Annotated in this window: 18 protein-coding genes; 11 read left to right on the forward strand and 7 right to left on the reverse strand. The window is 59.4% G+C overall.

What is annotated here, in order from left to right:
* Positions 1–178: 178 nt before the first annotated feature.
* The 4 genes from ACVVH8_RS27005 to ACVVH8_RS27020 form a co-directional block, all read right to left on the reverse strand.
* Positions 179–1222: an ABC transporter substrate-binding protein gene (locus tag ACVVH8_RS27005; protein ID WP_016983607.1), complete on the reverse strand. Its 1044-nt coding sequence runs from the start codon at positions 1220–1222 to the stop codon at positions 179–181.
* A gap of 48 nt (positions 1223–1270) precedes the next feature.
* Positions 1271–2395, reverse strand: coding sequence for an ABC transporter ATP-binding protein (locus ACVVH8_RS27010; RefSeq protein ID WP_475227211.1), 1125 nt, complete (start codon positions 2393–2395; stop codon positions 1271–1273).
* 348 nt (positions 2396–2743) lie between these two features.
* Positions 2744–3373, reverse strand: a complete 630-nt coding sequence (locus ACVVH8_RS27015; protein ID WP_103304495.1) for a response regulator — start codon at positions 3371–3373, stop codon at positions 2744–2746.
* 127 nt (positions 3374–3500) lie between these two features.
* Positions 3501–5897 carry a PAS domain-containing sensor histidine kinase gene (locus ACVVH8_RS27020; protein WP_475227213.1) on the reverse strand — a complete coding sequence of 799 codons (2397 nt, stop codon included), beginning with the start codon at positions 5895–5897 and terminating at the stop codon, positions 3501–3503.
* A gap of 74 nt (positions 5898–5971) precedes the next feature.
* Here ACVVH8_RS27020 and ACVVH8_RS27025 point away from each other — a divergent pair, with 74 nt between their 5' ends.
* Positions 5972–6961 carry an alpha/beta hydrolase family protein gene (locus ACVVH8_RS27025; RefSeq protein WP_475227215.1) on the forward strand — a complete coding sequence of 330 codons (990 nt, stop codon included), beginning with the start codon at positions 5972–5974 and terminating at the stop codon, positions 6959–6961.
* Between the two features lie 135 nt (positions 6962–7096).
* On the opposite strand, the gene ACVVH8_RS27030 is transcribed toward ACVVH8_RS27025, so the two are convergent.
* The 3 genes from ACVVH8_RS27030 to ACVVH8_RS27040 are packed head-to-tail and all read right to left on the reverse strand — an operon-like array spanning position 7097 to position 9553.
* The gene (locus ACVVH8_RS27030; RefSeq protein ID WP_103304403.1) at positions 7097–7864 is read right to left on the reverse strand and encodes a TerB family tellurite resistance protein; all 768 of its coding nucleotides are present in this window, start codon (positions 7862–7864) and stop codon (positions 7097–7099) included.
* A gap of 1 nt (position 7865) precedes the next feature.
* Positions 7866–8537 carry an N-acetylmuramate alpha-1-phosphate uridylyltransferase MurU gene (gene murU, locus ACVVH8_RS27035; protein WP_103304404.1) on the reverse strand — a complete coding sequence of 224 codons (672 nt, stop codon included), beginning with the start codon at positions 8535–8537 and terminating at the stop codon, positions 7866–7868.
* On the reverse strand, positions 8534–9553 hold the full coding sequence (locus ACVVH8_RS27040; RefSeq protein WP_475227217.1) for an aminoglycoside phosphotransferase family protein: 1020 nt from the start codon (positions 9551–9553) through the stop codon (positions 8534–8536). Before ACVVH8_RS27040 ends, murU begins: the two co-directional genes overlap by 4 nt.
* Before the next feature lie 130 nt (positions 9554–9683).
* Here ACVVH8_RS27040 and ACVVH8_RS27045 point away from each other — a divergent pair, with 130 nt between their 5' ends.
* From ACVVH8_RS27045 to ACVVH8_RS27090, 10 genes are all read left to right on the forward strand, one after another.
* Positions 9684–12521, forward strand: a complete 2838-nt coding sequence (locus ACVVH8_RS27045; RefSeq protein WP_401302891.1) for an LPS-assembly protein LptD — start codon at positions 9684–9686, stop codon at positions 12519–12521.
* Positions 12502–13818, forward strand: a complete 1317-nt coding sequence (gene surA, locus ACVVH8_RS27050) for a peptidylprolyl isomerase SurA (RefSeq protein WP_146041241.1) — start codon at positions 12502–12504, stop codon at positions 13816–13818. The genes ACVVH8_RS27045 and surA overlap by 20 nt, the downstream gene beginning before the upstream one ends.
* On the forward strand, positions 13815–14804 hold the full coding sequence (gene pdxA, locus ACVVH8_RS27055) for a 4-hydroxythreonine-4-phosphate dehydrogenase PdxA (RefSeq protein ID WP_475227220.1): 990 nt from the start codon (positions 13815–13817) through the stop codon (positions 14802–14804). Before surA ends, pdxA begins: the two co-directional genes overlap by 4 nt.
* Positions 14801–15619 (forward strand): 16S rRNA (adenine(1518)-N(6)/adenine(1519)-N(6))-dimethyltransferase RsmA, encoded by an 819-nt coding sequence (gene rsmA / locus ACVVH8_RS27060; protein WP_103304408.1) that lies wholly within the window; start codon positions 14801–14803, stop codon positions 15617–15619. Before pdxA ends, rsmA begins: the two co-directional genes overlap by 4 nt.
* Positions 15620–15732: 113 nt before the next feature.
* On the forward strand, positions 15733–16113 hold the full coding sequence (gene apaG, locus ACVVH8_RS27065; RefSeq protein ID WP_103304409.1) for a Co2+/Mg2+ efflux protein ApaG: 381 nt from the start codon (positions 15733–15735) through the stop codon (positions 16111–16113).
* The gene (locus tag ACVVH8_RS27070; protein WP_103304410.1) at positions 16113–16994 is read left to right on the forward strand and encodes a symmetrical bis(5'-nucleosyl)-tetraphosphatase; all 882 of its coding nucleotides are present in this window, start codon (positions 16113–16115) and stop codon (positions 16992–16994) included. The genes apaG and ACVVH8_RS27070 overlap by 1 nt, the downstream gene beginning before the upstream one ends.
* A gap of 33 nt (positions 16995–17027) precedes the next feature.
* Positions 17028–17357: a thiosulfate sulfurtransferase GlpE gene (glpE, locus tag ACVVH8_RS27075; protein ID WP_016983139.1), complete on the forward strand. Its 330-nt coding sequence runs from the start codon at positions 17028–17030 to the stop codon at positions 17355–17357.
* A 298-nt stretch (positions 17358–17655) separates the two neighbouring features.
* Entirely contained in the window at positions 17656–19578 is a 1923-nt protein-coding gene (locus tag ACVVH8_RS27080; RefSeq protein ID WP_007910115.1) for a PrkA family serine protein kinase, read from the forward strand.
* Between the two features lie 121 nt (positions 19579–19699).
* Positions 19700–20971, forward strand: coding sequence for a YeaH/YhbH family protein (locus ACVVH8_RS27085; protein WP_007910114.1), 1272 nt, complete (start codon positions 19700–19702; stop codon positions 20969–20971).
* Positions 20968–22530, forward strand: coding sequence for a SpoVR family protein (locus ACVVH8_RS27090; RefSeq protein WP_103304412.1), 1563 nt, complete (start codon positions 20968–20970; stop codon positions 22528–22530). Before ACVVH8_RS27085 ends, ACVVH8_RS27090 begins: the two co-directional genes overlap by 4 nt.
* Positions 22531–22584: the final 54 nt, after the last annotated feature.

The raw sequence follows: 22584 nt of genomic DNA on the forward strand, positions 1-22584 counted from the left end.
GATCGTTACAGAGGTGGCGAACGCTACCTCGAACTTTGGGTACTGATCGTTCCCACGCTCTGCGTGGTAACGCATCCAGTGACGCTCTGCGTCACAGGGACGCGGAGCGTCCCGGGCGGCATTCCCACGCAGAGCGTGGGAACGATCATCCGGAAAGCCCTCGGTCCGTATGCTCGGGTTACTTCGCAGCCCAGGAGTTGAAGCGCTGTTCCAGTTGCTCGCCGTTGTCAGCCCAGAAGCTGACGTCGATCTGCACCTGGTTGGCGATGTTTTCCGGGGTGGTCGGCATGTCTTTCAGGACATCCTTGGCCAGCAGCGGCACAGCCTGGGTATTGGCCGGGCCGTAGGCGATGTTTTCCGAGTAGGTCTTCTGCTGCTGCGGTTGTACCGAGTAGGCGATGAATTTCTTCGCCGCTTCCGCACGCTTGGCGTCCAGACCTTTCGGGATGGCCCACGCGTCGAAGTCGTAAATGCCGCCGTTCCACACCACTTTCAGGTTGGATTCTTTCTGCACCGCAGCGATGCGACCGTTGTAGGCCGAGCTCATCACCACGTCACCGGAAGCGAGATATTGCGGCGGCTGAGCGCCAGCCTCCCACCACTGGATGTTTGGTTTCAGCTCATCGAGTTTCTTGAACGCGCGATCCTGGCCACCCTTGCTCGCCAGTTCCTTGTAGACGTCTTTCGGCGCAACGCCATCAGCCATCAACGCGAATTCGAGGGTGTACTTGGCACCTTTGCGCAGACCACGCTTGCCCGGGAATTTCTTCGTGTCCCAGAAATCCGCCCAGCTGGTCGGCGCGGTTTTCAGCTTGTCAGCGTTGTAGGCCAGTACGGTCGACCAAACGAAGAAGCCCACGCCGCAAGGCTGAATCGCGCCTTTGACGTAGTCTTCGGTTTTGCCGAACAGCGCCGGATCGAGTTGCTCGAACATGTCTTCGTCGCAACCACGGGACAGCTCTGGCGACTCAACTTCCACCAGGTCCCAGGACACGCTCTTGGTGTCGACCATGGCTTTGACCTTGGCCATCTCGCCGTTGTACTCGCCAGCAACGATCTTGCCGTTGCCCGCCGCTTCCCACGGTGCATAGAAGGCTTTGACTTGCGCCGCCTTGTTCGCCCCGCCAAACGACACCACGGTCAAATCCGGGCCAGCGGCCATTGCGCTTGCCGCACCCATCAGGCCCAGGGTCAGGGCGGTGAACTTCAGGGATCTCAACATTTATTGTTCTCTCCACGTGCAGGGTTGGTGTTGGTATTGCCGGGGCGATTAATGCGCCTCTAGAAGTGGATCGAGCGCACGAACGTGCTCGACCTGCCAGCCAAGCGGTACCACGTCGCCGACGGCGAGCGCAGGATCGAGCTCGGCAATCGGTTGTTTCACGAAGAAGTCAGTCTTGCCGCAGACTTCCAGGCGCACCCGGACGTGGTCGCCCAGATAGATGAATTCCGCCACCCTCCCTGAGAAGCGGTTGACGCATTGGTCGCTGGAACCGTTGAGGCTCACGCGTTCCGGACGGATCGACAGGGTCACCGGTTCACCGGTCTGGCCGACGTTGACTGCCAGCGCCTCGACCTTTTCGCCACGCCCCAACTCGACCACGCAGCGCTCGCCGCTCTGACTGAGCAGGCGACCATTGAGGCGGTTGTTCTCGCCGATGAAGTTGGCGACGAAGGTGTTTTTCGGTTCTTCGTAAAGCGTGCGCGGTGGCGCGATCTGCTGGATTTCGCCCTGATGGAAGACTGCAACGCGATCAGACATGGTTAGCGCTTCACCCTGATCGTGAGTCACGTAGACCACAGTCACGCCGAGACGCTGGTGGAGGTGTTTGATCTCCATTTGCATGTGTTCACGCAGTTGTTTATCGAGGGCGCCGAGCGGTTCGTCCATCAGCACCAGTTGCGGCTCGAACACCAAGGCGCGGGCCAGTGCCACACGTTGCTGCTGACCACCGGACAACTGCGCCGGGTAGCGCGAGGCGAACGCATCGAGCTGGACCATGCTGAGGACTTTCTTCACGCGGTCGCTGACGTCGCTCTTGTTCAAGCCACGTACGGTCAGCGGGAAGGCGAGGTTTTCCGCGACAGTCATGTGCGGGAACAGCGCGTAGTTCTGGAACACCATGCCGATGTCGCGCTTGTGCGGCGGCACGTTATTGATTGCGCGACCGGCCAGAAGGATTTCGCCGGCGGTCGGCGTCTCGAAACCGGCGAGCATCATCAGGCTGGTGGTCTTGCCGGAACCGGACGGCCCGAGCAGGGTGAGAAATTCGCCTTTGCGAATGTCCAGGTTGAGGTCTTTGACGATCAGGTTCTCGCCGTCGTAGCTCTTCTGCACTCCACGAAAGCTGACCAGCACATCACTGGCCCCTGCGTTTGAATCGACCTGGCTCATACCCACACCTTTGTTGTTGATGACTGCTTGTGTATCAAGCCTAGTGGCTGGCGGCAGGCACGCAAATCGGGGCGCAGGAGAGATTCGCCTCAGCCGGATGGAAGGTTGGGGGTAGGGATTGCCCTACAAGGATGGCGCGATTGGATAAGGCAGCCGTGAGTGACAAGCTGCAAGCCGCAAGAACAAGCAAAAGCGCCTGTCGCTAACAGATATGCCCACATTCTCCGGACACACAGAGAAACCTGTGGGAGCTGGCTTGCCAGCGATAGCGGTGGGTCAGCCGACATTGATGTGACTGACACTCCCTCATCGCTGGCAAGCCAGCTCCCACAGGTTTTTGTGGTGTGCTTAGAGAAGTTTGTGTTCCATCGCGTATTTCACCAGTTCGGCGAGCGAGGTGATGTTGAGCTTCTGCATCAACCGCGCCTTGTGCGTACTGATGGTTTTGCTGCTCAGGGCCAATTGCTGGGCAATGTCGTTGACGTTGGCGCCTTGGGCGAGGCGCTCGAACACCGAGAACTCACGCTCGGACAACAAGGAGTGCAGTGGCCGCGTATCAGTCAGGCCAACTTCGAAGACCATGCGATCCGCCAGATCCGGATCAATGTAACGCCCGCCCGCCGCGACTTTGCGGATCGCCGTGAGCAACAGCGCCGGATCGCTGTCCTTGGTCGCATACCCGGCCGCACCAACCTTCAAGGCGCGAGCGGCCATTTGCGCTTCGTCGTGCATCGACAGCACCAGAATCGCCGGTGGGTTGTTCAGCGCACGGATTCGCGGGATCGCCTCCAGACCGTTTACGCCGGGCATGGAGATATCGAGCAACACCACTTCGCACGGCACGTTGCGCAGGGTTTCGAGCAACTGTTCGCCATTGCTCGCCTCCCCCACTACTTGCAGATCCTTGGCCAGGCCGATCAATTGCTTGATGCCTTCACGGACGATGGTGTGGTCTTCGGCTACCAGTACACGGATCACGTTTTTCTCCATTGTTCTTATTCAGCGCCAGGGTCATTCGCGAGCAGGCTCGCTCCCACAGGGAAAAGCATTCCAATGTGGGAGCGAGCCTGCTCGCGAAAGCGTCGACCCAAACACCACATAACCATCAGACCTCATTCACCGGCACCCAGACATGCAGACTGGTGCCCTCCCCCGGCTCACTCTCCAGCACCAGCCGCCCGCCCATGATCAGCACCCGCTCTCGCATGCCGACCAGGCCAAACGAGGTCGGCCGAGCGGCAGCGGCGACAAAGCCTACGCCGTCATCACTGACCGTCAGACACAATTCATCGCCTTCCAGCGCCAGCGTCAGTTCGACAGTATGCGCCTGAGCATGGCGCATGACGTTGGTCAGCGCCTCTTGCAGGATGCGGAACAGGCCAATCGCCTTGGCATCGCTCAGCGCCGGCAGATTGTCCGGCACCTGCACCAGACACGGGATCTGCGTGCGCGCCTCGAACCGTCGCGCCTGCCACTCGATGGCCGAGGCAATCCCGGCGTCGAGAATCGGCGGACGCAATGCCGTGGCCACATCGCGCACCAATTGAAACAACTGAGCGATCAGGCGTTTCATGCTGTTCAGCCGCTCATTCAGTCCGGGGTCGAGTTGTGCATAGGCAAGTTCGCACATCGACGTCTCCAGTTTCAGCACCGTGAGCATCTGCCCCAGCTCATCGTGAACCTCGCGGGCGATTCGCGCCTTCTCCTCTTCGCGCACGCTCTCAAGGTGCGCCGACAGTTCCCGCAGTTGCTCACGCGACGCCGCCAGCTCCAGCTCGATGCGTTTGCTCTCGGTGATGTCCCAGACGATGCCATCCCAGACATAGGCGCCATCTTCCAGTTGTCGGGTAATCGCCTTGATTTCGGCCCAGCGCTGTTGCCCCTGGCGCGTGAGAATTCGCCCCTGCCACGACCAATCGCTGTCAGTGTCCAGCGCCTGATCCTGGGTCTGGTGATAACTGGCCCTGTCGTCCGGATGCACCAGACTGCGCAGGCCCATGTCGCGGTGAGCGATGGCCGCTGGCGCGTAACCCACCAGACTTTCACTGCCCTCGGAGATGTAGGCAAAGTCGATCTGCCCGGTCACCGGCGCCCGCTCCAGCCGGAACACCAGCCCCGGCACGTTGGCGGCGATACCCTGCAGGCGCGCCTCGCTTTCCTGCAACGCGGCCAGTGCCCGGCGGCGCTCGGTGACGTCATTGAGATAGACCACCAGATATTCACTGTCGCGAAAACGCAGGAAACTCAGCGACACGTCCGCGGGTAAAACACTGCCGTCGGCACGTACGCAGCTTGTTTCAAAACTCAGCGGCCCTTCTTCACTGGCCCGTGCGCGTTTCCACAGGTTGAGCCAGCGGTCCATGTGCAAACCCGGTTCGAAGTCGATCAGCGGTCGTTCGATCAGCCCACCCGATGGATAACCGAGCATGTTTTCCGCCGCGCGGTTGGCGTAGCGCACATGGCTGTCCCAATTGACCCAGAGGATGCCGACGGTGCTTTGGTCGATGGAAAACTGCGTCAACCGTAAGGCTTCTTCGCTGGCGGCACGCAGGGCGATGTCTTCGCGCGCGGCCAGCAGACGCTGTTCGAGACTGTGCTGCTGGCGCCGCTGCCAGAACACGATGGCCACGCAACTGAGCAACATGACGGCAAACAACAGACTGAGGTTCTGCCAGAACCCCGGCGACTCCGACAGTCGCGGGTATTTCGGTTGCAGCCATTGGTTGTGCAGGCGTTCGAGATCCTTGGCCGGGATCACACGCAATGCGCTCTGGACGATACCGGCCAGTTCCGGCCAGTCACGGCGCGATGCCACCCGCAGCAGTTGCGGCAGCCCGATATCGCCGACCACCACCAGTTCGGCAAACTCCGGTTCTGCCGAAAGTCGACCGAGCTGCGCCTCATCAACGATCGCGTATGACGCTTGCTGACTCAACAACAGCTGCAATGCCTGACGCTCAAGGGGCACGCCTTGCAGGTTCAAATGCGGATAGTTGCCGCGCAGATAGTCGGCGGTGGTGCTCGGCATGCGCACGGCGACGCGGGTCTGGCTGTCGAGTTTCTCCAGATCCACCCCGCCGCTGGCCTTCTGATCGCTGACCACCAATTGCGGCACACGCATGTACGGATCGGAGAACTGCCAAAGACGCAGGGCGCTGGGCGTCTGGGTCAGCCCCGGGGCGATATCGATTTCGCCTTCGCGCGCGGCCGCTTCCAGTTGCGCCAGATCCTGAAAGTTGCGCCAGCTCAGCTCGACATTGAGCGCCTTCGCCAACAGCTTCATCAGCTCGACGTTGGCCCCGGACAAGCGCTGCAAGCGCCGGTCGTATTGCGCATACGGCGCCTGCAACACCAGACCGACGCGCAATTCGTTGTGCTGCGCGAGCCATTGCTGTTCACTCGCCGACAACTGCACAACGTGCGCTGGTGGCGCAGGCGCCGCCCAGCCCATCAAGGGAAGCCACAGACAGCCGATAACCCACAGGCAGCAAAATCGCTTCATTGAAGTCCCATACACTGACAAATTCTGACCAACCCATTAGGCTGCCGGGATACTTTTCTGGCCTGGAATAACCGATGCCCTCTGTCTACCGCCTGGCAATGCCAGCATTGTGCCTGTCGCTGATCCTGCCTTGTGCGTTTTCCGTCAACGCGGCCGATCCGGCCCCGGCCGCCGCTGCGGAAAAATCCGCTGAAGAAAAACCGGCCGAACGCCAGCCACTGCTTGAGCGTAGTCAGGAAGAAGCCGCCGCACTGCAACGCAAAGTCCCGGCGCAGGAACAGCAACAGTTGCAGGCCGCCAGCGACACCTTCCTCGCCTTGTGGAAACCGGCCAATACCGCCGAGCCCAAAGGCGCGGTGATTATCATCCCCGGCACGGGCGAAACCGCTGACTGGCCTCAGGCAATCGGCCCGTTACGGCGCAAGTTGCCGGACGTTGAATGGAGCAGCCTGAGCATCACCCTGCCCGACCTGCAAGCCGACGTCATCGCGCCGCGTGTGATCGAGGCGGCTGCGGCCCCGAAAGCGCCTGAGTCGGGCAGCAAGGATTCCACCACCGCGCAACCAATCGAGCAAGCGGCGGGCGGTGAGGCTGAAGTGGCCGACCAGGTGGTTGCCGAGACGACCGAAGAACAATCCAAAGCCGATGCCGAACGCATCTTCACGCGAATCGATGCAGCCATTGCCTACGCCGAACAGCAAAGTGCGCGGCGCATTGTCGTGCTCGGTCACGGTACCGGCGCGTATTGGGCCGCACGCTACTTGAGCGAACGGCAAACGGCGCAGGTGGAAAAATTTGTCATGGTCGACGCGCAGACACCGCTCAAGGCCAAGCCGGCACTGGCGGAACTGACGCCGACGCTGAAGCTGCCGACGGCGGACATTTTCTACATGGACAAACCGCTGGATCGCAATGCCGCGCTGGAGCGCATGCAGGCGAGCAAGCGTTTGAAGACGTCGGCATTCAGCCAGGTGGCGCTCAAGGCACTGCCGGATAACAACGCTGAGCAGGAGCAGCTGTTCCGCCGCGTGCGTGGCTGGTTGAATCCGCAGAACACCGACTGATCGATAGACCGAGTCGCATCCATCGCGAGCAGGCTCACTCCTACAGGTGATTACGCTCCAATTGAAGGAACCCGATCAACTGTAGGAGTGAGCCTGCTCGCGATGAGGCCACTTCAAACGATACACATCTAACGACTAGCGAAAATCCCGCCGCTCACGAATCAATGTATAGGCGTTGTGCAGCTCGCGGGTTTTCTCGGTCGCGTCGCGCACCTGCGCTGGCGTCGCACCACTGCCGGCAATCTTGTCCGGATGATGACGACTGAGCAGACGCCGATAGGCACGCTTGATCTGCGCCGGCTCGCTGGATGCCGACACACCCAACAGGCGCATCGCCTCCTGATAGCTCACCGCCGCACTGACGATGGGCCGCTTGCCGGGCTCGTAATCACTGGCCAGTGCTTGCACCTGATGCGTCGTCCAGCCCAGCCATTTACCCCACTGCGCCAACAATTCCCGCTCACTGACGCCCGCCCGGCCATCGGCCCAGACCATCCGCCAGCAGGCGCGCAACACACCTTCGGCCGCGTGTGGCTGCGCACTCAGGCGGCGCAGATAACCGCGCAGACGATCGCCACCGGACTTGCCCCGGTTGAACGCCGCGATCGCCCGACGCGTTGCCGGTTCACTCATCTCCAGCGCGCGCATCTCGTTCCGCGCCTGCTGGATATGCCCGTCCGTGACCCGCCCGTCGCTCTTGGCCAGACGCCCGAGCAACACGAACAATAATTCGTCGTTGCGCAGCATCGGCCGGCCGCCGAGTTTCTCCCGTAAATGCCCCCAGCTCTGCAAGTGCAGGCGCCGATCCAGCGCCTGTCCCAACAACGCCCCAAGCATGGCCCCCGGAATGCTGGCGATCGCAAAACCCGCTCCGGCTCCAATCAGAGTCCCTGGCCACAACATATCAGCGACTCGCTTCTATCAAGGTTTCAGCTTCGGCCAGACGCTCATGCGTACCGACATCCACCCAGTGACCTTTCAGCCGCTCGCCTGTCACTTCGCCGTCTGCCATGGCTTTACGTAGCAGCGGCGCCAGTTTGAAGGCACCGTCCGTGCAGCCATCGAATAATTGCGGATGCAGCACGGCGATACCGCTGTAGGTCAGGGTCTGCGCGTCCGGATGGCCGTCGTGCACCTTCCCGTCGGTCAGGGTGAAATCACCGCTCGGGTGATGCGCAGGGTTGTCCGCCAGCACCAGATGCGCCAGACCATTGATCGGCTGATGCAGCACGCTGAAGTCGTAATCGGTCCAGATATCACCGTTGACCACCAAGAACGCATCGTCGCCGAGCAACGGCAGCGCACGGAAAATCCCGCCACCGGTTTCCAGCGGCTCGCCTTCCGGCGAGTACTGAATGCTCACGCCGAATTGCGAACCGTCGCCCAGATAATCCTCGATCTGCTGACCGAGCCAGGCGTGGTTGATCACGATCTCATTGAAACCGGCGGCCGCGAGGGCGCGCAGGTGATATTCGATCAAGGGCACGCCGCCGGCACGTACCAGCGGTTTCGGGGTGGTCAGGGTCAGCGGGCGCATGCGCTCGCCTTTGCCTGCCGCCAGAATCATTGCCTTCATGCTGTTGCTCCACCCCGCAGGCTGGTGAACAGCGCTTGCAATTCGGCCAGTTCAGGACGACGGGCAATCACCGCTTCTATATAAGAGAAGAAACGCGGCACGTCGGCCAGGTAACGCGGCTTGCCATCGCGGTGGCAGATACGCGCGAAGATGCCGATGACTTTCAAATGACGCTGCACGCCCATCAGGTCGCTGGCACGCAGGAAGTCTTCGAAATCCGGCTGCACCGGGATGTTCAGTGCCGAGGCTTGCTGCCAGTAATTTTCCAGCCAGCCACGCACGCGCTCTTCAGGCCAGCTGAGGAAAGCGTCCTTGAACAGGCAGGTTACGTCGTAGGTCACCGGGCCATAGACCGCATCCTGAAAATCCAGCACGCCAGGGTTTGGCTCGCTGAGCATCAGGTTGCGCGGCATGTAATCGCGGTGCACCAGCACTTTCGGCTGGGCCAGGGCGCTGTCGATCAACAGGTCGCTGATCTGCTGCCACTGTTGTTGCTGAGTCGAATTGAATTCGACGCCCAGTTCATGCTTCACGTACCACTCAGGGAACAGTTCCAGCTCACGGCGCAGCAATGCGACGTCGTAACTCGGCAGGGGCGCGACCATCGGCAACTGCTGAAAAGCCAGCAGTGCTTTCAGGGCATCGTTGAACAATGCGTCGGCATTTTCGCCATCGATCACGTCGAGATAGGTCTTGTTGCCCAGGTCATTGAGCAAAAGAAAGCCGCGTTCGAGGTCTTCGGCATAAATTTTCGGCACATTAATTCCGGATTTTGCCAGCAAAAAGGCGATATCCACGAACGGTTTGCAGTTTTCCTGGGGTGGCGGCGCATCCATCACGACGAAGCTGCGACCCGCGCCTTCCCAGCGGAAGTAACGGCGGAAACTCGCGTCGCTACTGGCCGCGGTCAACGTGGCCGGGGGCACGGCGCCCCAGCCCTGATCTGCAAACAGGATTGCCAACTGCTCATCGAGCCAAACTTTCAGGTGTTGCAAGCGTACATCTTGGTCAGGCATTGCAAGGGTCTCCGACGGCGCTAGCCGTCAAGCGGGTCATGCTTTATTATCCAGCATCTTTTTCAGACCATCGAGAGGCGTGCGGCCCACACCGCGGGCAGATGGCACGCAGGAAGCCCGGACTAATAAGATGGCATTGAAATCCCCCGCGTTTCGTAAAAAATTTCCGTTGTTGGTAACCGGCAGTCTGCTGGCTATGCAACCTCTGGCCAGTCAATTCGTTGTCGCCGCCGAGCAGTATGACTGCTCTGTCTCGGCTACGGGTGCCTGGGACTGTTCGCCCAAGACGCCGGCGGCTGCATTGCCTCCGCGTCCAGTGCATGACGGCAGTGCCGTCAGCGCCACCGGCGAAGCCCCGGCACAGAACGGTTCGACTTCCGACACTGGCGCCAAACCAGCGCTGGTGACCGAAGCCAAGGGCCGCGGACTGAAATCCCGTAGCGAAGACTTCAGTCACCTCGACTGGGTTCCGCGCGAGAAACTCACCGCTGCCCAATTGGCTGAAACCGGTCCGTATTGCTCTGGTGCTTACATCGAGCCGACTCGTCCTGGCATGAATGACAAGACGAATAAAAGCGATGCACCGACCTTTATCGGCGCAAAAGCTTCGCGCTATAACACCGATGATCAAGTTGGCACCCTGGCCGGTGATGTTGTCCTGCGTCAGGGCAGCATGCAGGTCGAGTCCGATGAGGCGAGCCTGTATCAGGCCGAGAGCCGCGCCGAACTCAACGGCGATGTGCGTATCCGCGACAATGGCGCGCTGATCGTCGGCGACCACGCCGATGTGCAGCTCGACACTGGTGAAGCCAAGGTCGACAACGCCGAATACGTGATGCACAAATCGCGCATCCGCGGTAACGCGCTGTACGCCAAGCGTGCCGAAAACGCGATCATTCGTCTCAAGGACGGCACGTACACCACGTGCGAACCGAACAGCAACGCCTGGCAGCTCAAGGGTAATAACATCACCCTGAACCCGGCCACCGGCTTCGGTACCGCGACCAACGTGACGTTGCGTGTAAAAGACATTCCGATTCTGTACACGCCGTACATCTACTTCCCGATCGATGACCGTCGCCAGTCGGGCTTCCTGCCGCCGACCATCGGCAGCGGCAGCGATACCGGCTTCATGCTGGTCACCCCGTACTACTTCAACCTGGCGCCTAATTACGACGCCACGTTGTACCCGCGCTACATGAGCAAGCGTGGCATGTTGGTGGAAGGCGAGTTCCGTTACCTGACCAAGTCCAGCGAAGGCCAGTTCGGCGCTGCGTATCTCAATGACGAGGACCATGATCGCGACAAGCAGACAGACGCCAAGCAGACTCGTTACATGTACAACTGGCAGCACAAGGGTGGTCTCGACTCCCGCGTGCTCACCGAGGTTGATTACACCAAGATCAGCGATCCGTATTACTTCCAGGATCTGCAGACTGACCAGATCGGTGTGAAAAGCAGCGACTTCGTGAACCAGCAGGGCGCGATCACTTACCGTGGTGACAGCTACACCGCACGCCTGAATGCTCAGCAGTACCAGTTAGCGACCGTTTCCAACATCACCCCATATGGTCGTCTGCCGCAGATCACCTTCAATGGTCAACTGCCATATCACCCGGAAGGTTTGAATTTCGATTACGAGACTGAGCTCGTTCGTTTCGATCGAGATCTTCTGACGGGTAACTACCTGGATAAAAATGGCGGCCCGATCAACGCTGATGGCACAGTCGGCAGTCCACGCCTGGACAACAACATCACTGGTCTGGCACGCGCCAATGGCGATCGCTTGAATCTCAAGCCAGGTGTCAGCCTGCCGATGAACTGGACTTATGGCTTCCTGAAGCCGTCGCTCAAGTACCAGTACACCCAGTATCAATTGGATCTGGACGGTACCGGCAAACAAGACATCATTGACCAGCAGGCTGCAGCAGCACGTGAAGGAACCCGCTACGTAGGTGGCAAGTTCGGTAGCAACCAGAATCGTGGCGTACCGATTGCCAGCATCGACAGCGGCCTGTACTTCGACCGTAATACGTCGTACTTCGGCAAGAACTATCGCCAGACACTGGAACCGCGACTGTTCTACCTCTATGTGCCTGAAGAAAATCAGGAAGATATTCCTGTATTCGATACCAGCGAATACACCTTCAACTACTCGTCGCTGTTCCGTGACAACCGCTTCTCCGGTTCCGACCGCGTCGGTGACGAGAACAAACTGTCGCTGGGCGTAACCAGCCGCTGGATCGAAGACAACGGTTTCGAGCGTCAACGCATCAGCGTCGGTCAGGCGCTGTACTTCAAGGATCGTGAAGTCCAACTGCCGGGCATCGATGCAAAAACCCGTGATGACGCGAAATCCAACGTTTCGCCATACGCACTGGAATACGAATACCGCTGGAACCGCGACTGGCGCACCACTGCCGACTACAACTGGGATCCGGACAGCCGCAGCCCGCGTTCCGGCAGTGCGATGTTCCACTACCAGCCTGAAGACAACCCGAACAAGGTCATTAACGCCGGTTATCGCTATCGCAATGACCAGGTTCGTTACGACCAGAACACCGGTAAATGGTCGGTAGGCGGCGGTGACTACGGTACTCCAGGCCAGCCTGGCTACGTGAAGGACTACTACAAGATCCAGCAGCATGACTTCTCGGTCATCTGGCCGATCGTTCCACAGTGGAACGCGATCAGCCGCTGGCAGTACGACTACAACCGTAACCGTACCCTGGAAGCTTTCGGTGGTTTCGAGTACGACAACTGCTGCTGGAAACTGCGCCTGATCAACCGTTACTGGGTTTCCTATGACGAGTTCAGCCAGGAAGCTCCGCAAAACGAAAAAGGCGACCATGGCGTCTTCCTCCAAATTGTTCTGAAGGGACTCGGTGGCCTCACTGGCGCCAAGGTAGAGAGCTTCCTCGACAAAGGCATTCAAGGTTATCGTGAACGTGAAGACCAAGCTTTCTGATTGTCTGCGCCCGCTGATGCTGGGCGCGCTGTTCCTGGGTACGGCGGCCAACGCCGCCGTACAGTCCATCGATAAAGTGGTAGCGATCGTCGACAACGACGTGGTCATGCAGAGCCAACTGGACCAGCGCGTCCACGAAGTTCAGCAGACCATCGCCAAGCGTGGAGGTGGCTTGCCACCTCCAGGTGTACTGGATCAACAGGTGCTTGAGCGCCTGATCGTCGAAAACCTGCAACTGCAGATCGGCGAACGTTCCGGCATCCGCATTACCGATGAAGAACTGAACCAGGCTGTCGGCACCATCGCCCAGCGCAACAACATGACTGTTGACCAGTTCCGCGCCGCCCTGGCACGCGACGGCCTGTCTTATGACGACGCTCGTGACCAGATCAAGCGCGAGATGGTCATCAGCCGTGTCCGTCAGCGCCGCGTGGCAGAACGCATTCAGGTCTCCGAGCAGGAAGTGAAGAACTTCCTCGCCTCCGACCTGGGCAAGATGCAACTGTCCGAAGAGCTGCACCTGGCCAACATCCTGATTCCGACCCCGGAAAGCGCCAACTCCGAAGCCATTCAGAGTGCCGCGCGTCAGGCCATGGAGGTTTACCAGCAGCTCAAGCAAGGCGCCGACTTCGGTCAATTGGCAGTGGCCAAATCCGCCAGCGACAACGCACTGGAAGGTGGCGACATGGGCTGGCGTAAAGCCGCTCAACTGCCACCTCCGTTCGATCGCGAGCTGAGCAGCATGGCCGTTGGCGATGTAACTCAGCCGGCACGTACGCCAGGTGGTTTCATCATCCTCAAGTTGCTGGCCAAGCGCGGCGGCGAAGCCCAGACCCGTGACGAGGTGCATGTGCGCCACATCCTGGTCAAGCCAAGCCCGATCCGCGACGAAGCCAAGACCAAAGCCCTGGTTCAATCGCTGTATGAGCGAATCCTGGCAGGTGAAGACTTCGCCACTCTGGCGAAGAGCTACTCTGAAGACCCGGGTTCCGCCCTCAACGGTGGCGACCTGAACTGGATCGACCCGAACGTACTGGTGCCGGAATTCCGCGAAGTGATGGCCAAGACCCCACAAGGTCAACTGTCCAAGCCGTTCCAGACCCAATACGGCTGGCATGTTCTGGAAGTCCTTGGCCGTCGCGCCACCGACAGCACCGAGCAGGCCCGCGAGCAGCAGGCAATGACCGTACTGCGTAACCGCAAATACGACGAAGAGCTGCAAACCTGGCTGCGTCAGATCCGTGACGAAGCGTACGTAGAGATCAAACTCCCTGGTGCAGACCAGGCAGCGCAGTGAAACCCAAGCGTTTCGCGCTGACACCCGGCGAACCAGCCGGCATCGGTCCCGACCTGTGCCTGCTGCTCGCCTCGCAAGCCCAGCCAAATCCCCTGATTGCCATCACCAGCCGCGACCTGCTCCTTGAGCGGGCCGCGCAGCTGGGGCTGGCCGTCAATCTGCTGGATGTCGGCCCGGATCACTGGCCGGACGCCCCGGCGCCCGCCAACAGCCTGTATGTCTGGGACACTCCGCTCAGCGCCCCTGTGGTGGCCGGGCAACTGGACAAGGCCAATGCGGCCTTCGTCCTCGAAACCCTGACCCGCGCCGGCAACGGCTGCCTCAGCGGCGATTTCGCCGGGATGATCACAGCACCCGTGCACAAGGGCGTGATCAACGAGTCGGGTATCGCCTTCTCTGGACACACGGAATTTCTCGCTGACCTGACCCATACCGCCCAGGTGGTGATGATGCTCGCTACCCGCGGTTTGCGTGTGGCACTGGTCACCACTCACCTGCCCCTGCGCGACATCGCCGATGCGATCACGCCGGAGCGGCTGGAGCGGGTCACGCGGATTCTGCACAGCGACCTGCAAAACAAATTCGGCATCGCCCAGCCACGCATCCTCGTTTGCGGGCTCAACCCGCACGCCGGTGAAGGCGGACACCTGGGCCATGAAGAAATCGACATCATCGAACCGACATTAGAGCGCCTGCGCGGCGAGGGCATGGACCTTCGTGGCCCGCTGCCCGCCGACACTCTGTTTACCCCCAAATATCTGGAGCACTGCGATGCAGTGCTGGCGATGTATCACGACCAGGGCTTGCCTGTGCTTAAGTACAAAGGCTTCGGCGCTGCCGTCAACGTGACCCTGGGTTTGCCGATCATCCGTACATCGGTCGACCATGGCACCGCCCTGGATCTGGCCGGCAGCGGCAAAATCGACACCGGCAGCCTGCAAGTCGCCCTGGAAACCGCCTACCAGATGGCCGAGACCCGTTTATGACCGAGCAATACCAACACAAGGCGCGCAAACGCTTTGGCCAGAACTTCCTGCACGATGCCGGCGTCATCGACCGCATCCTGCGCTCCATCAGTGCCAAGTCCGAAGACCGCCTGCTGGAAATCGGCCCGGGCCAGGGCGCACTGACCGCCGGCCTGCTCAACTCAGGTGCGCAACTGGACGTGGTGGAACTGGACAAGGATCTGATCCCGATCCTCAATCAGCAGTTCGCCGGCAAGAGCAACTTCAACCTGCATCAGGGCGATGCGCTGAAGTTCGACTTCAACACGCTCAACGCCGCGCCGAACAGTCTGCGCGTCGTCGGCAACCTGCCGTACAACATCTCTACACCGCTGATTTTTCACTTGCTGAACAACGCCGGCATCATTCGCGACATGCACTTCATGTTGCAGAAAGAAGTGGTCGAGCGCCTGGCAGCAGGCCCTGGCGGTGGCGACTGGGGTCGCCTGTCGATCATGGTTCAGTACCACTGCCGCGTAGAGCACCTGTTCAACGTCGGCCCGGGCGCGTTCAACCCGCCGCCGAAAGTTGATTCGGCCATCGTCCGTCTGGTGCCACACGCGGTACTGCCTCACCCGGCCAAGGATCATCGCCTGCTGGAGCGCGTTGTGCGCGAAGCCTTCAACCAGCGCCGCAAGACCTTGCGCAACACGCTCAAGCAATTGATGACCGCTGCCGAGATCGAAGCGGCCGGCGTCGATGGCAGTTTGCGTCCGGAGCAACTCGACCTGGCCGCGTTCGTGCGCCTGGCCGACAAGCTCAGCGAACAAGTCCCGCCAGCACCCGCCGCCGACTGACCGGCGATGAACGCTATCGGGCAGGACGCCACTCTGGTTTACTGCCCGATACTTGCCTAGACTGATTCCCCATCAGCTACGCCTCGCGTTCCGCTTTGTTTAAGGCCCTTTGCATGTCCGATCCTCGTTATCAGGTCGATGTCAGCGTCGTTACCCACTATCTGGCAGACCAATCGCAACCCGAACACGACCGCTTCGCCTTCGCCTACACCATCACCGTGCAGAACAATGGCGAGCAACCCGCACGCCTGATGTCGCGCCACTGGGTGATCACCGACGGTGACGGCCATGTCGAAGAGGTACGCGGCGCGGGTGTCGTCGGCCAGCAACCGCTGATCGAATCAGGCAAAAGCCACACTTACAGCAGCGGCACGGTCATGACCACCAGGGTCGGCACCATGCAAGGTACTTACGAAATGGTCGCCAGTGATGGCAAACATTTCGACGCAATCATCAAGCCCTTCCGCCTCGCCGTCCCCGGAGCCCTGCACTGATGGCGACGTATGCCGTCGGCGACCTGCAAGGCTGCCTCGAACCGCTCAAGTGCCTGCTCAAGCAAGTCGCTTTCGACCCGAAACTCGATCGGCTCTGGCTGGTGGGCGATCTGGTCAACCGTGGCCCGCAGTCGCTGGAAACCCTGCGTTTTCTCTATGCCATGCGCGATTCGCTGGTCTGCGTCCTCGGTAATCACGACCTGCATCTGCTGGCCGCAGCAAAGAATATCGAACGCTTGAAGAAGTCGGACACGCTGCGCGAGATCCTTGAGGCGCCAGACTGCGCCGAACTGCTTGAGTGGGTGCGACAACAAAAGTTGATGCACTACGACGAGCAGCGCGACGTCGCCATGGTCCACGCCGGCATTCCACCGCAGTGGTCGCTGCGCCGCGCCTTGAAGTGCGCCGACGAAGTCGAAACCGCCCTGCGCGACGACAACCTGTTTCCTGCTTACCTCGACGGCATGTACGGCAACGATCCGGCGAAATGGGACAACGACCTCAAAGGTGTGACCCGCCTGCGCGTCATCACCAACTATTTCACCCGCATGCGTTTCTGCACCGCCGAGGGCAAGCTCGACCTCAAGAGCAAGGAAGGCCTCGACAGCGCACCGCCAGGCTACAAACCGTGGTTCCAGCACAAGGAACGCAAGACCAAAGGGCTGCGAATCATTTTTGGTCACTGGGCGGCGCTGGAAGGCAATATCCATGAGCCAGGCATCTCGGCGCTGGACACCGGTTGTGTCTGGGGCGGCAGCCTGACCCTGATGAACGTCGACAGCGGCGAACGCCTGTCGTGCAAATGCGATGAACATGGCGGCCTCGCCCCGACCGTCGCACCACTTATCCCCGAAACTTCGCCAGTCAGCGCACCGCGCTAGACTGCGCATTCAGCCGAGCAACAGGAACCCGCCATGAGCGAATTCAAACGAATCCCCCCGGAGCAGGCTCAAGCCCTGCGTGAGCAAGGTGCTGTCGTGGTAGACGTGCGCGACCCGGCGACTTTCGCTGCCCTGCATATCAGCGGCTCGAAGCATCTGGACAACCACTCACTGCACGCCTTCATCCAAGGCGCCGATCTCGATGCACCGACCGTTGTCGTCTGCTACCACGGCAATTCCAGCCAAGGCGCTGCGGCGTACCTGATCAGTCAGGGCTTTTCCGACGTCTACAGCATGGACGGCGGCTTTGAGCTGTGGCGTACGACCTATCCTGCAGAAACTGCCCAAGGCACCGCCGAATAATTTTTTTTGTCACGCGCAGGCCCCGGCTGCCGTGGGCCTGCGCCGGGCAGACGAACGGTCTGCCACAACTAATTACGTATCTCGCCTTTACCTCCCGAATTCCCAACTATCCTTAAGCCCAGGCCATCCAAAACAGGGGAGAGCCGGTACACCGGCGCACGGGTCATCGGGAGTGACTTTCACGATTGTCGGTCGTGAAAGTGTTCTGGGGGGTAAACAAACAGCTGCCACAACGGTTGTTTGCCAGCATCGACTGAGTGATCCGGCGTCGGCTCCACGTATCGAGCGAGGTGACGTCATGAGTATCTTTAGCCACTTCCAACAACGCTTCGAGTCCACACGCCAGGAAGAACTCTCGCTGCAAGAGTACCTGGAGCTGTGCAAGAAAGACCGAAGCGCCTACGTTTCCGCCGCCGAGCGTCTATTGCTGGCCATCGGCGAACCGGAACTGCTCGACACCTCGACCAACTCGAGGCTGTCACGCATCTTCTCCAACAAGGTGATCCGTCGCTATCCGGCCTTTGAAGACTTCCACGGGATGGAAGAATGCATCGACCAGATCGTCTCGTATTTCCGCCACGCCGCCCAAGGCCTGGAAGAGAAGAAACAGATCCTTTATCTGCTCGGCCCTGTTGGTGGCGGTAAATCGTCACTGGCCGAGAAGCTCAAGCAACTGATCGAAAAAGTACCGTTCTATGCGATCAAGGGCTCGCCGGTATTCGAATCGCCTCTGGGTCTGTTCAACGCCACCGAAGATGGCGCGATCCTCGAAGAAGACTTCGGCATTCCACGACGCTACCTGAACACCATCATGTCGCCATGGGCGACCAAGCGCCTGGCCGAATTCGGCGGCGACATCAGCCAGTTCCGCGTGGTCAAACTCTACCCGTCGATCCTCAATCAGATCGCCGTGGCCAAGACCGAACCGGGTGACGAGAACAACCAGGACATCTCTGCCCTGGTTGGTAAAGTCGACATCCGCAAACTCGAGGAATACCCACAGAACGACGCCGACGCCTACAGCTACTCCGGTGCGCTGTGCCGGGCCAACCAGGGCCTGATGGAATTCGTCGAAATGTTCAAGGCACCGATCAAGGTGCTGCACCCATTGCTGACTGCGACTCAGGAAGGCAACTACAACAGTACCGAAGGTCTCGGCGCGATTCCGTTTACCGGGATCCTGCTCGCCCACTCCAACGAATCGGAGTGGCACACCTTCCGCAACAACAAGAACAACGAAGCGTTCATCGACCGGATCTACATCGTCAAAGTGCCGTACTGCCTGCGGGTCAGCGACGAAGTGAAGATCTACGACAAACTGTTGTTCAACAGCTCTCTGGCCAAGGCCCATTGCGCACCGGACACGCTGAAGATGCTCGCGCAGTTCACCGTGCTGTCGCGCCTCAAGGAGCCGGAAAACTCCAACATCTATTCGAAGATGCGCGTCTACGACGGCGAAAACCTCAAGGACACCGATCCGAAAGCCAAGTCGATTCAGGAATACCGCGACTCTGCAGGCGTGGATGAAGGCATGAACGGTCTGTCGACTCGGTTTGCGTTCAAGATCCTGTCCAAGGTGTTCAACTTCGATCCGCACGAAATCGCCGCCAACCCGGTACACCTGCTCTATGTGCTGGAACAGCAGATCGAACAGGAACAGTTCCAGGCTGAAACCCGTGAGCGTTACCTGCGCTACCTGAAGGAATACCTGGCTCCGCGTTATATCGAATTTATCGGCAAGGAAATTCAGACCGCGTACCTCGAGTCTTACAGCGAGTACGGACAGAATATCTTCGACCGCTACGTGCTGTATGCGGACTTCTGGATTCAGGATCAGGAATACCGTGATCCGGAAACCGGCGAAATCCTCAACCGCGTGGCCCTCAACGAGGAACTGGAAAAAATCGAAAAACCGGCCGGCATCAGCAATCCGAAGGATTTCCGCAACGAAATCGTCAACTTCGTCCTGCGCGCCCGAGCCAACAACAACGGCAAGAACCCGACCTGGCTCAGCTACGAAAAACTGCGGGTGGTCATCGAGAAGAAAATGTTCTCGAACACCGAGGATCTGCTGCCAGTCATCAGCTTCAACGCCAAGGCCAGCAAAGAGGATCAGCAGAAACACAACGACTTCGTTACACGAATGGTCGAACGCGGCTACACCGACAAACAGGTACGGCTTCTTTCCGAATGGTACCTACGGGTACGGAAGTCGCAGTGAAGCAGCTGCAAGCTTCTAGCTACAAGCTGCAAGAACAAAGCGCGTAACCCACTGATGCCCGGGAACCTGCTTTTACTTGCAGCTTGAAGCTCACAACTTGAAGCTGCCCGGAGGGCCTCCTATGAGTTATGTGATCGACCGACGTCTCAATGGCAAGAACAAGAGCACGGTGAACCGTCAGCGCTTCCTGCGGCGTTACCGTGACCACATCAAAAAGGCTGTCGAAGAGGCGGTCAGCCGGCGCTCCATTACCGATATGGAACACGGCGAGCAAATCAGTATTCCCGGTCGCGACATCGACGAACCGGTGCTTCACCACGGCCGTGGCGGCAAGCAGACCGTGGTTCATCCTGGTAACAAAGAATTCACGGCCGGCGAACACATCGCCCGGCCACCGGGTGGTGGCGGCGGGCGCGGACCGGGCAAGGCCGGCAATTCCGGCGAAGGCATGGACGAATTCGTCTTCCAGATCACCCAGGAAGAATTCCTCGAATTCATGTTCGAAGACCTCGAACTGCCCAACCTGGTCAAACGCAACCTCAGCGGCACTGACACGTTCAAAACCGTACGCGCCGGGATCAGCAACGAAGGCAATCCGTCACGGATCAACATCATCCGCACCCTGCGTTCGGCTCATGCTCGGCGCATTGCCCTGTCCGGCAGCAGTCGGGCGAAACTGCGCGAAGTCAAAGAAGAACTGGAGCGCCTGAGACGCGAAGAGCCGGACAACTTCGGCGATATTCAGGAACTCGAAGCCGAAATCGAAAAACTCAGCGCGCGCATCCACCGTGTGCCGTTTCTCGATACCTTCGACTTGAAATACAACCTGCTGATCAAACAACCTAACCCCAGCTCGAAAGCGGTGATGTTCTGCCTGATGGACGTCTCCGGCTCCATGACCCAGGCGACCAAGGACATCGCCAAACGCTTTTTCATCCTGTTGTATCTGTTCCTCAAGCGGAACTACGACAAGATCGACGTGGTGTTCATCCGCCACCACACCAGTGCCCGGGAAGTCGATGAAGAAGAGTTTTTCTATTCGCGGGAAACCGGCGGCACCATCGTTTCCAGTGCGCTGAAGCTGATGCAGGAGATCATGGCCGAGCGTTATCCGAGCAATGAATGGAACATCTACGCGGCACAGGCTTCCGACGGCGACAACTGGAACGACGACTCGCCGATCTGCCGCGACATACTGATCAACCAGATCATGCCGTTTGTGCAGTACTACACTTATGTGGAGATCACCCCGCGCGAACACCAGGCCCTCTGGTACGAATACGAGCGCATCGCCGAAGCCTTTTCCGACACGTTTGCCCAGCAGCAACTGGTCTCGGCCGGGGATATCTATCCGGTCTTCCGTGAACTCTTCCAGCGCAGGTTAGTGACATGACCGCCAAAGAGCAGAAGCGCCAACCCATTTCCACCGGCTCCGAATGGACATTCGAGCTGATCCAGACCTACGACCGCGAAATCGCCCGTATCGCGGCCGGTTATGCGCTGGATACTTATCCCAACCAGATCGAAGTGATCACCGCCGAGCAGATGATGGATGCGTACGCCTCGGTGGGCATGCCGCTGGGTTACCACCACTGGTCCTATGGCAAACACTTCCTCAGCACCGAAAAATCCTACAGTCGCGGGCAGATGGGGCTGGCCTACGAGATCGTGATCAACTCCGATCCGTGCATCGCCTATCTGATGGAAGAAAACACCATCTGCATGCAGGCGCTAGTGGTGGCGCACGCGTGCTACGGCCACAACAGCTTCTTCAAGGGCAATTACCTGTTCCGAACCTGGACCGACGCCAGCTCGATCATCGATTACCTGGTGTTCGCCAAGCAATACATCATGCAATGCGAGGAACGCCACGGCATCGACGCGGTGGAAGACCTGCTCGACTCCTGCCACGCCTTGATGAACTACGGCGTCGACCGCTACAAGCGCCCCTATCCGATTTCCGCCGAGGAAGAACGGCGGCGGCAGAAAGATCGCGAAGAACACATGCAGAAGCAGATCAACGATCTGTGGCGCACGATTCCCAAAGGTGCAGACAAATACAGCGACAAGGACAACGCGCGCTTCCCCGCAGAACCGCAAGAAAACATCCTGTACTTCATCGAAAAACACGCGCCGTTGCTGGAACCGTGGCAACGCGAGATTGTGCGGATCGTGCGCAAGATCGCCCAGTATTTCTATCCACAACGCCAGACTCAGGTGATGAACGAAGGCTGGGCAACGTTCTGGCACTACACGCTGATGAACGATCTGTATGACGAAGGCCTGGTCACCGACGGTTTCATGATGGAGTTCCTGACGTCGCACACCAGCGTGGTGTTCCAGCCAGGTTTTGACAGCCCCTACTACAGCGGCATCAACCCTTACGCCTTGGGCTTCGCCATGTACCGGGACATCAGGCGCATGTGTGAAGAACCCACTGAGGAAGACCGTCACTGGTTCCCGGACATTGCCGGAACCGACTGGCTGTCGACCATCAAGTTCGCCATGAGCAGCTTCAAGGACGAGAGCTTCATCCTGCAGTACCTGTCACCCAAGGTAATCCGCGACCTGAAACTGTTCAGCATCCTCGATGACGACCAGAAGGACGATCTGCTGGTACCGGCAATCCACGACGAAACCGGTTACCGGATCATCCGCGAAACCCTGGCAGCGCAATACAACCTCGGCAATCGTGAGCCGAACGTGCAGATCTACAGCATTGATCGACGGGGTGATCGCTCCCTGACCTTGCGCCATCAGCAACATGACCGCAAACCGTTGGGCGACTCCACCGACGAAGTGCTCAAACACCTGCATCGCCTGTGGGGCTTCGATATTCATCTGGAAACCCTGCAGGGTGACCAGATCATGAAGACCCATCACGTTCCGCCACGCAGTGAACACAGCGAAGGGGATTACGGTCGGCTCGACCTGGCCGTCATTCATCTTTGATCCGGTTCTGGCCTCCGAAAGTCCGACGCAAGAGTTATCCTGTCGGGCTAACGG

It is taken from the genome of Pseudomonas trutticola BRTCR10, assembly GCF_056155105.1.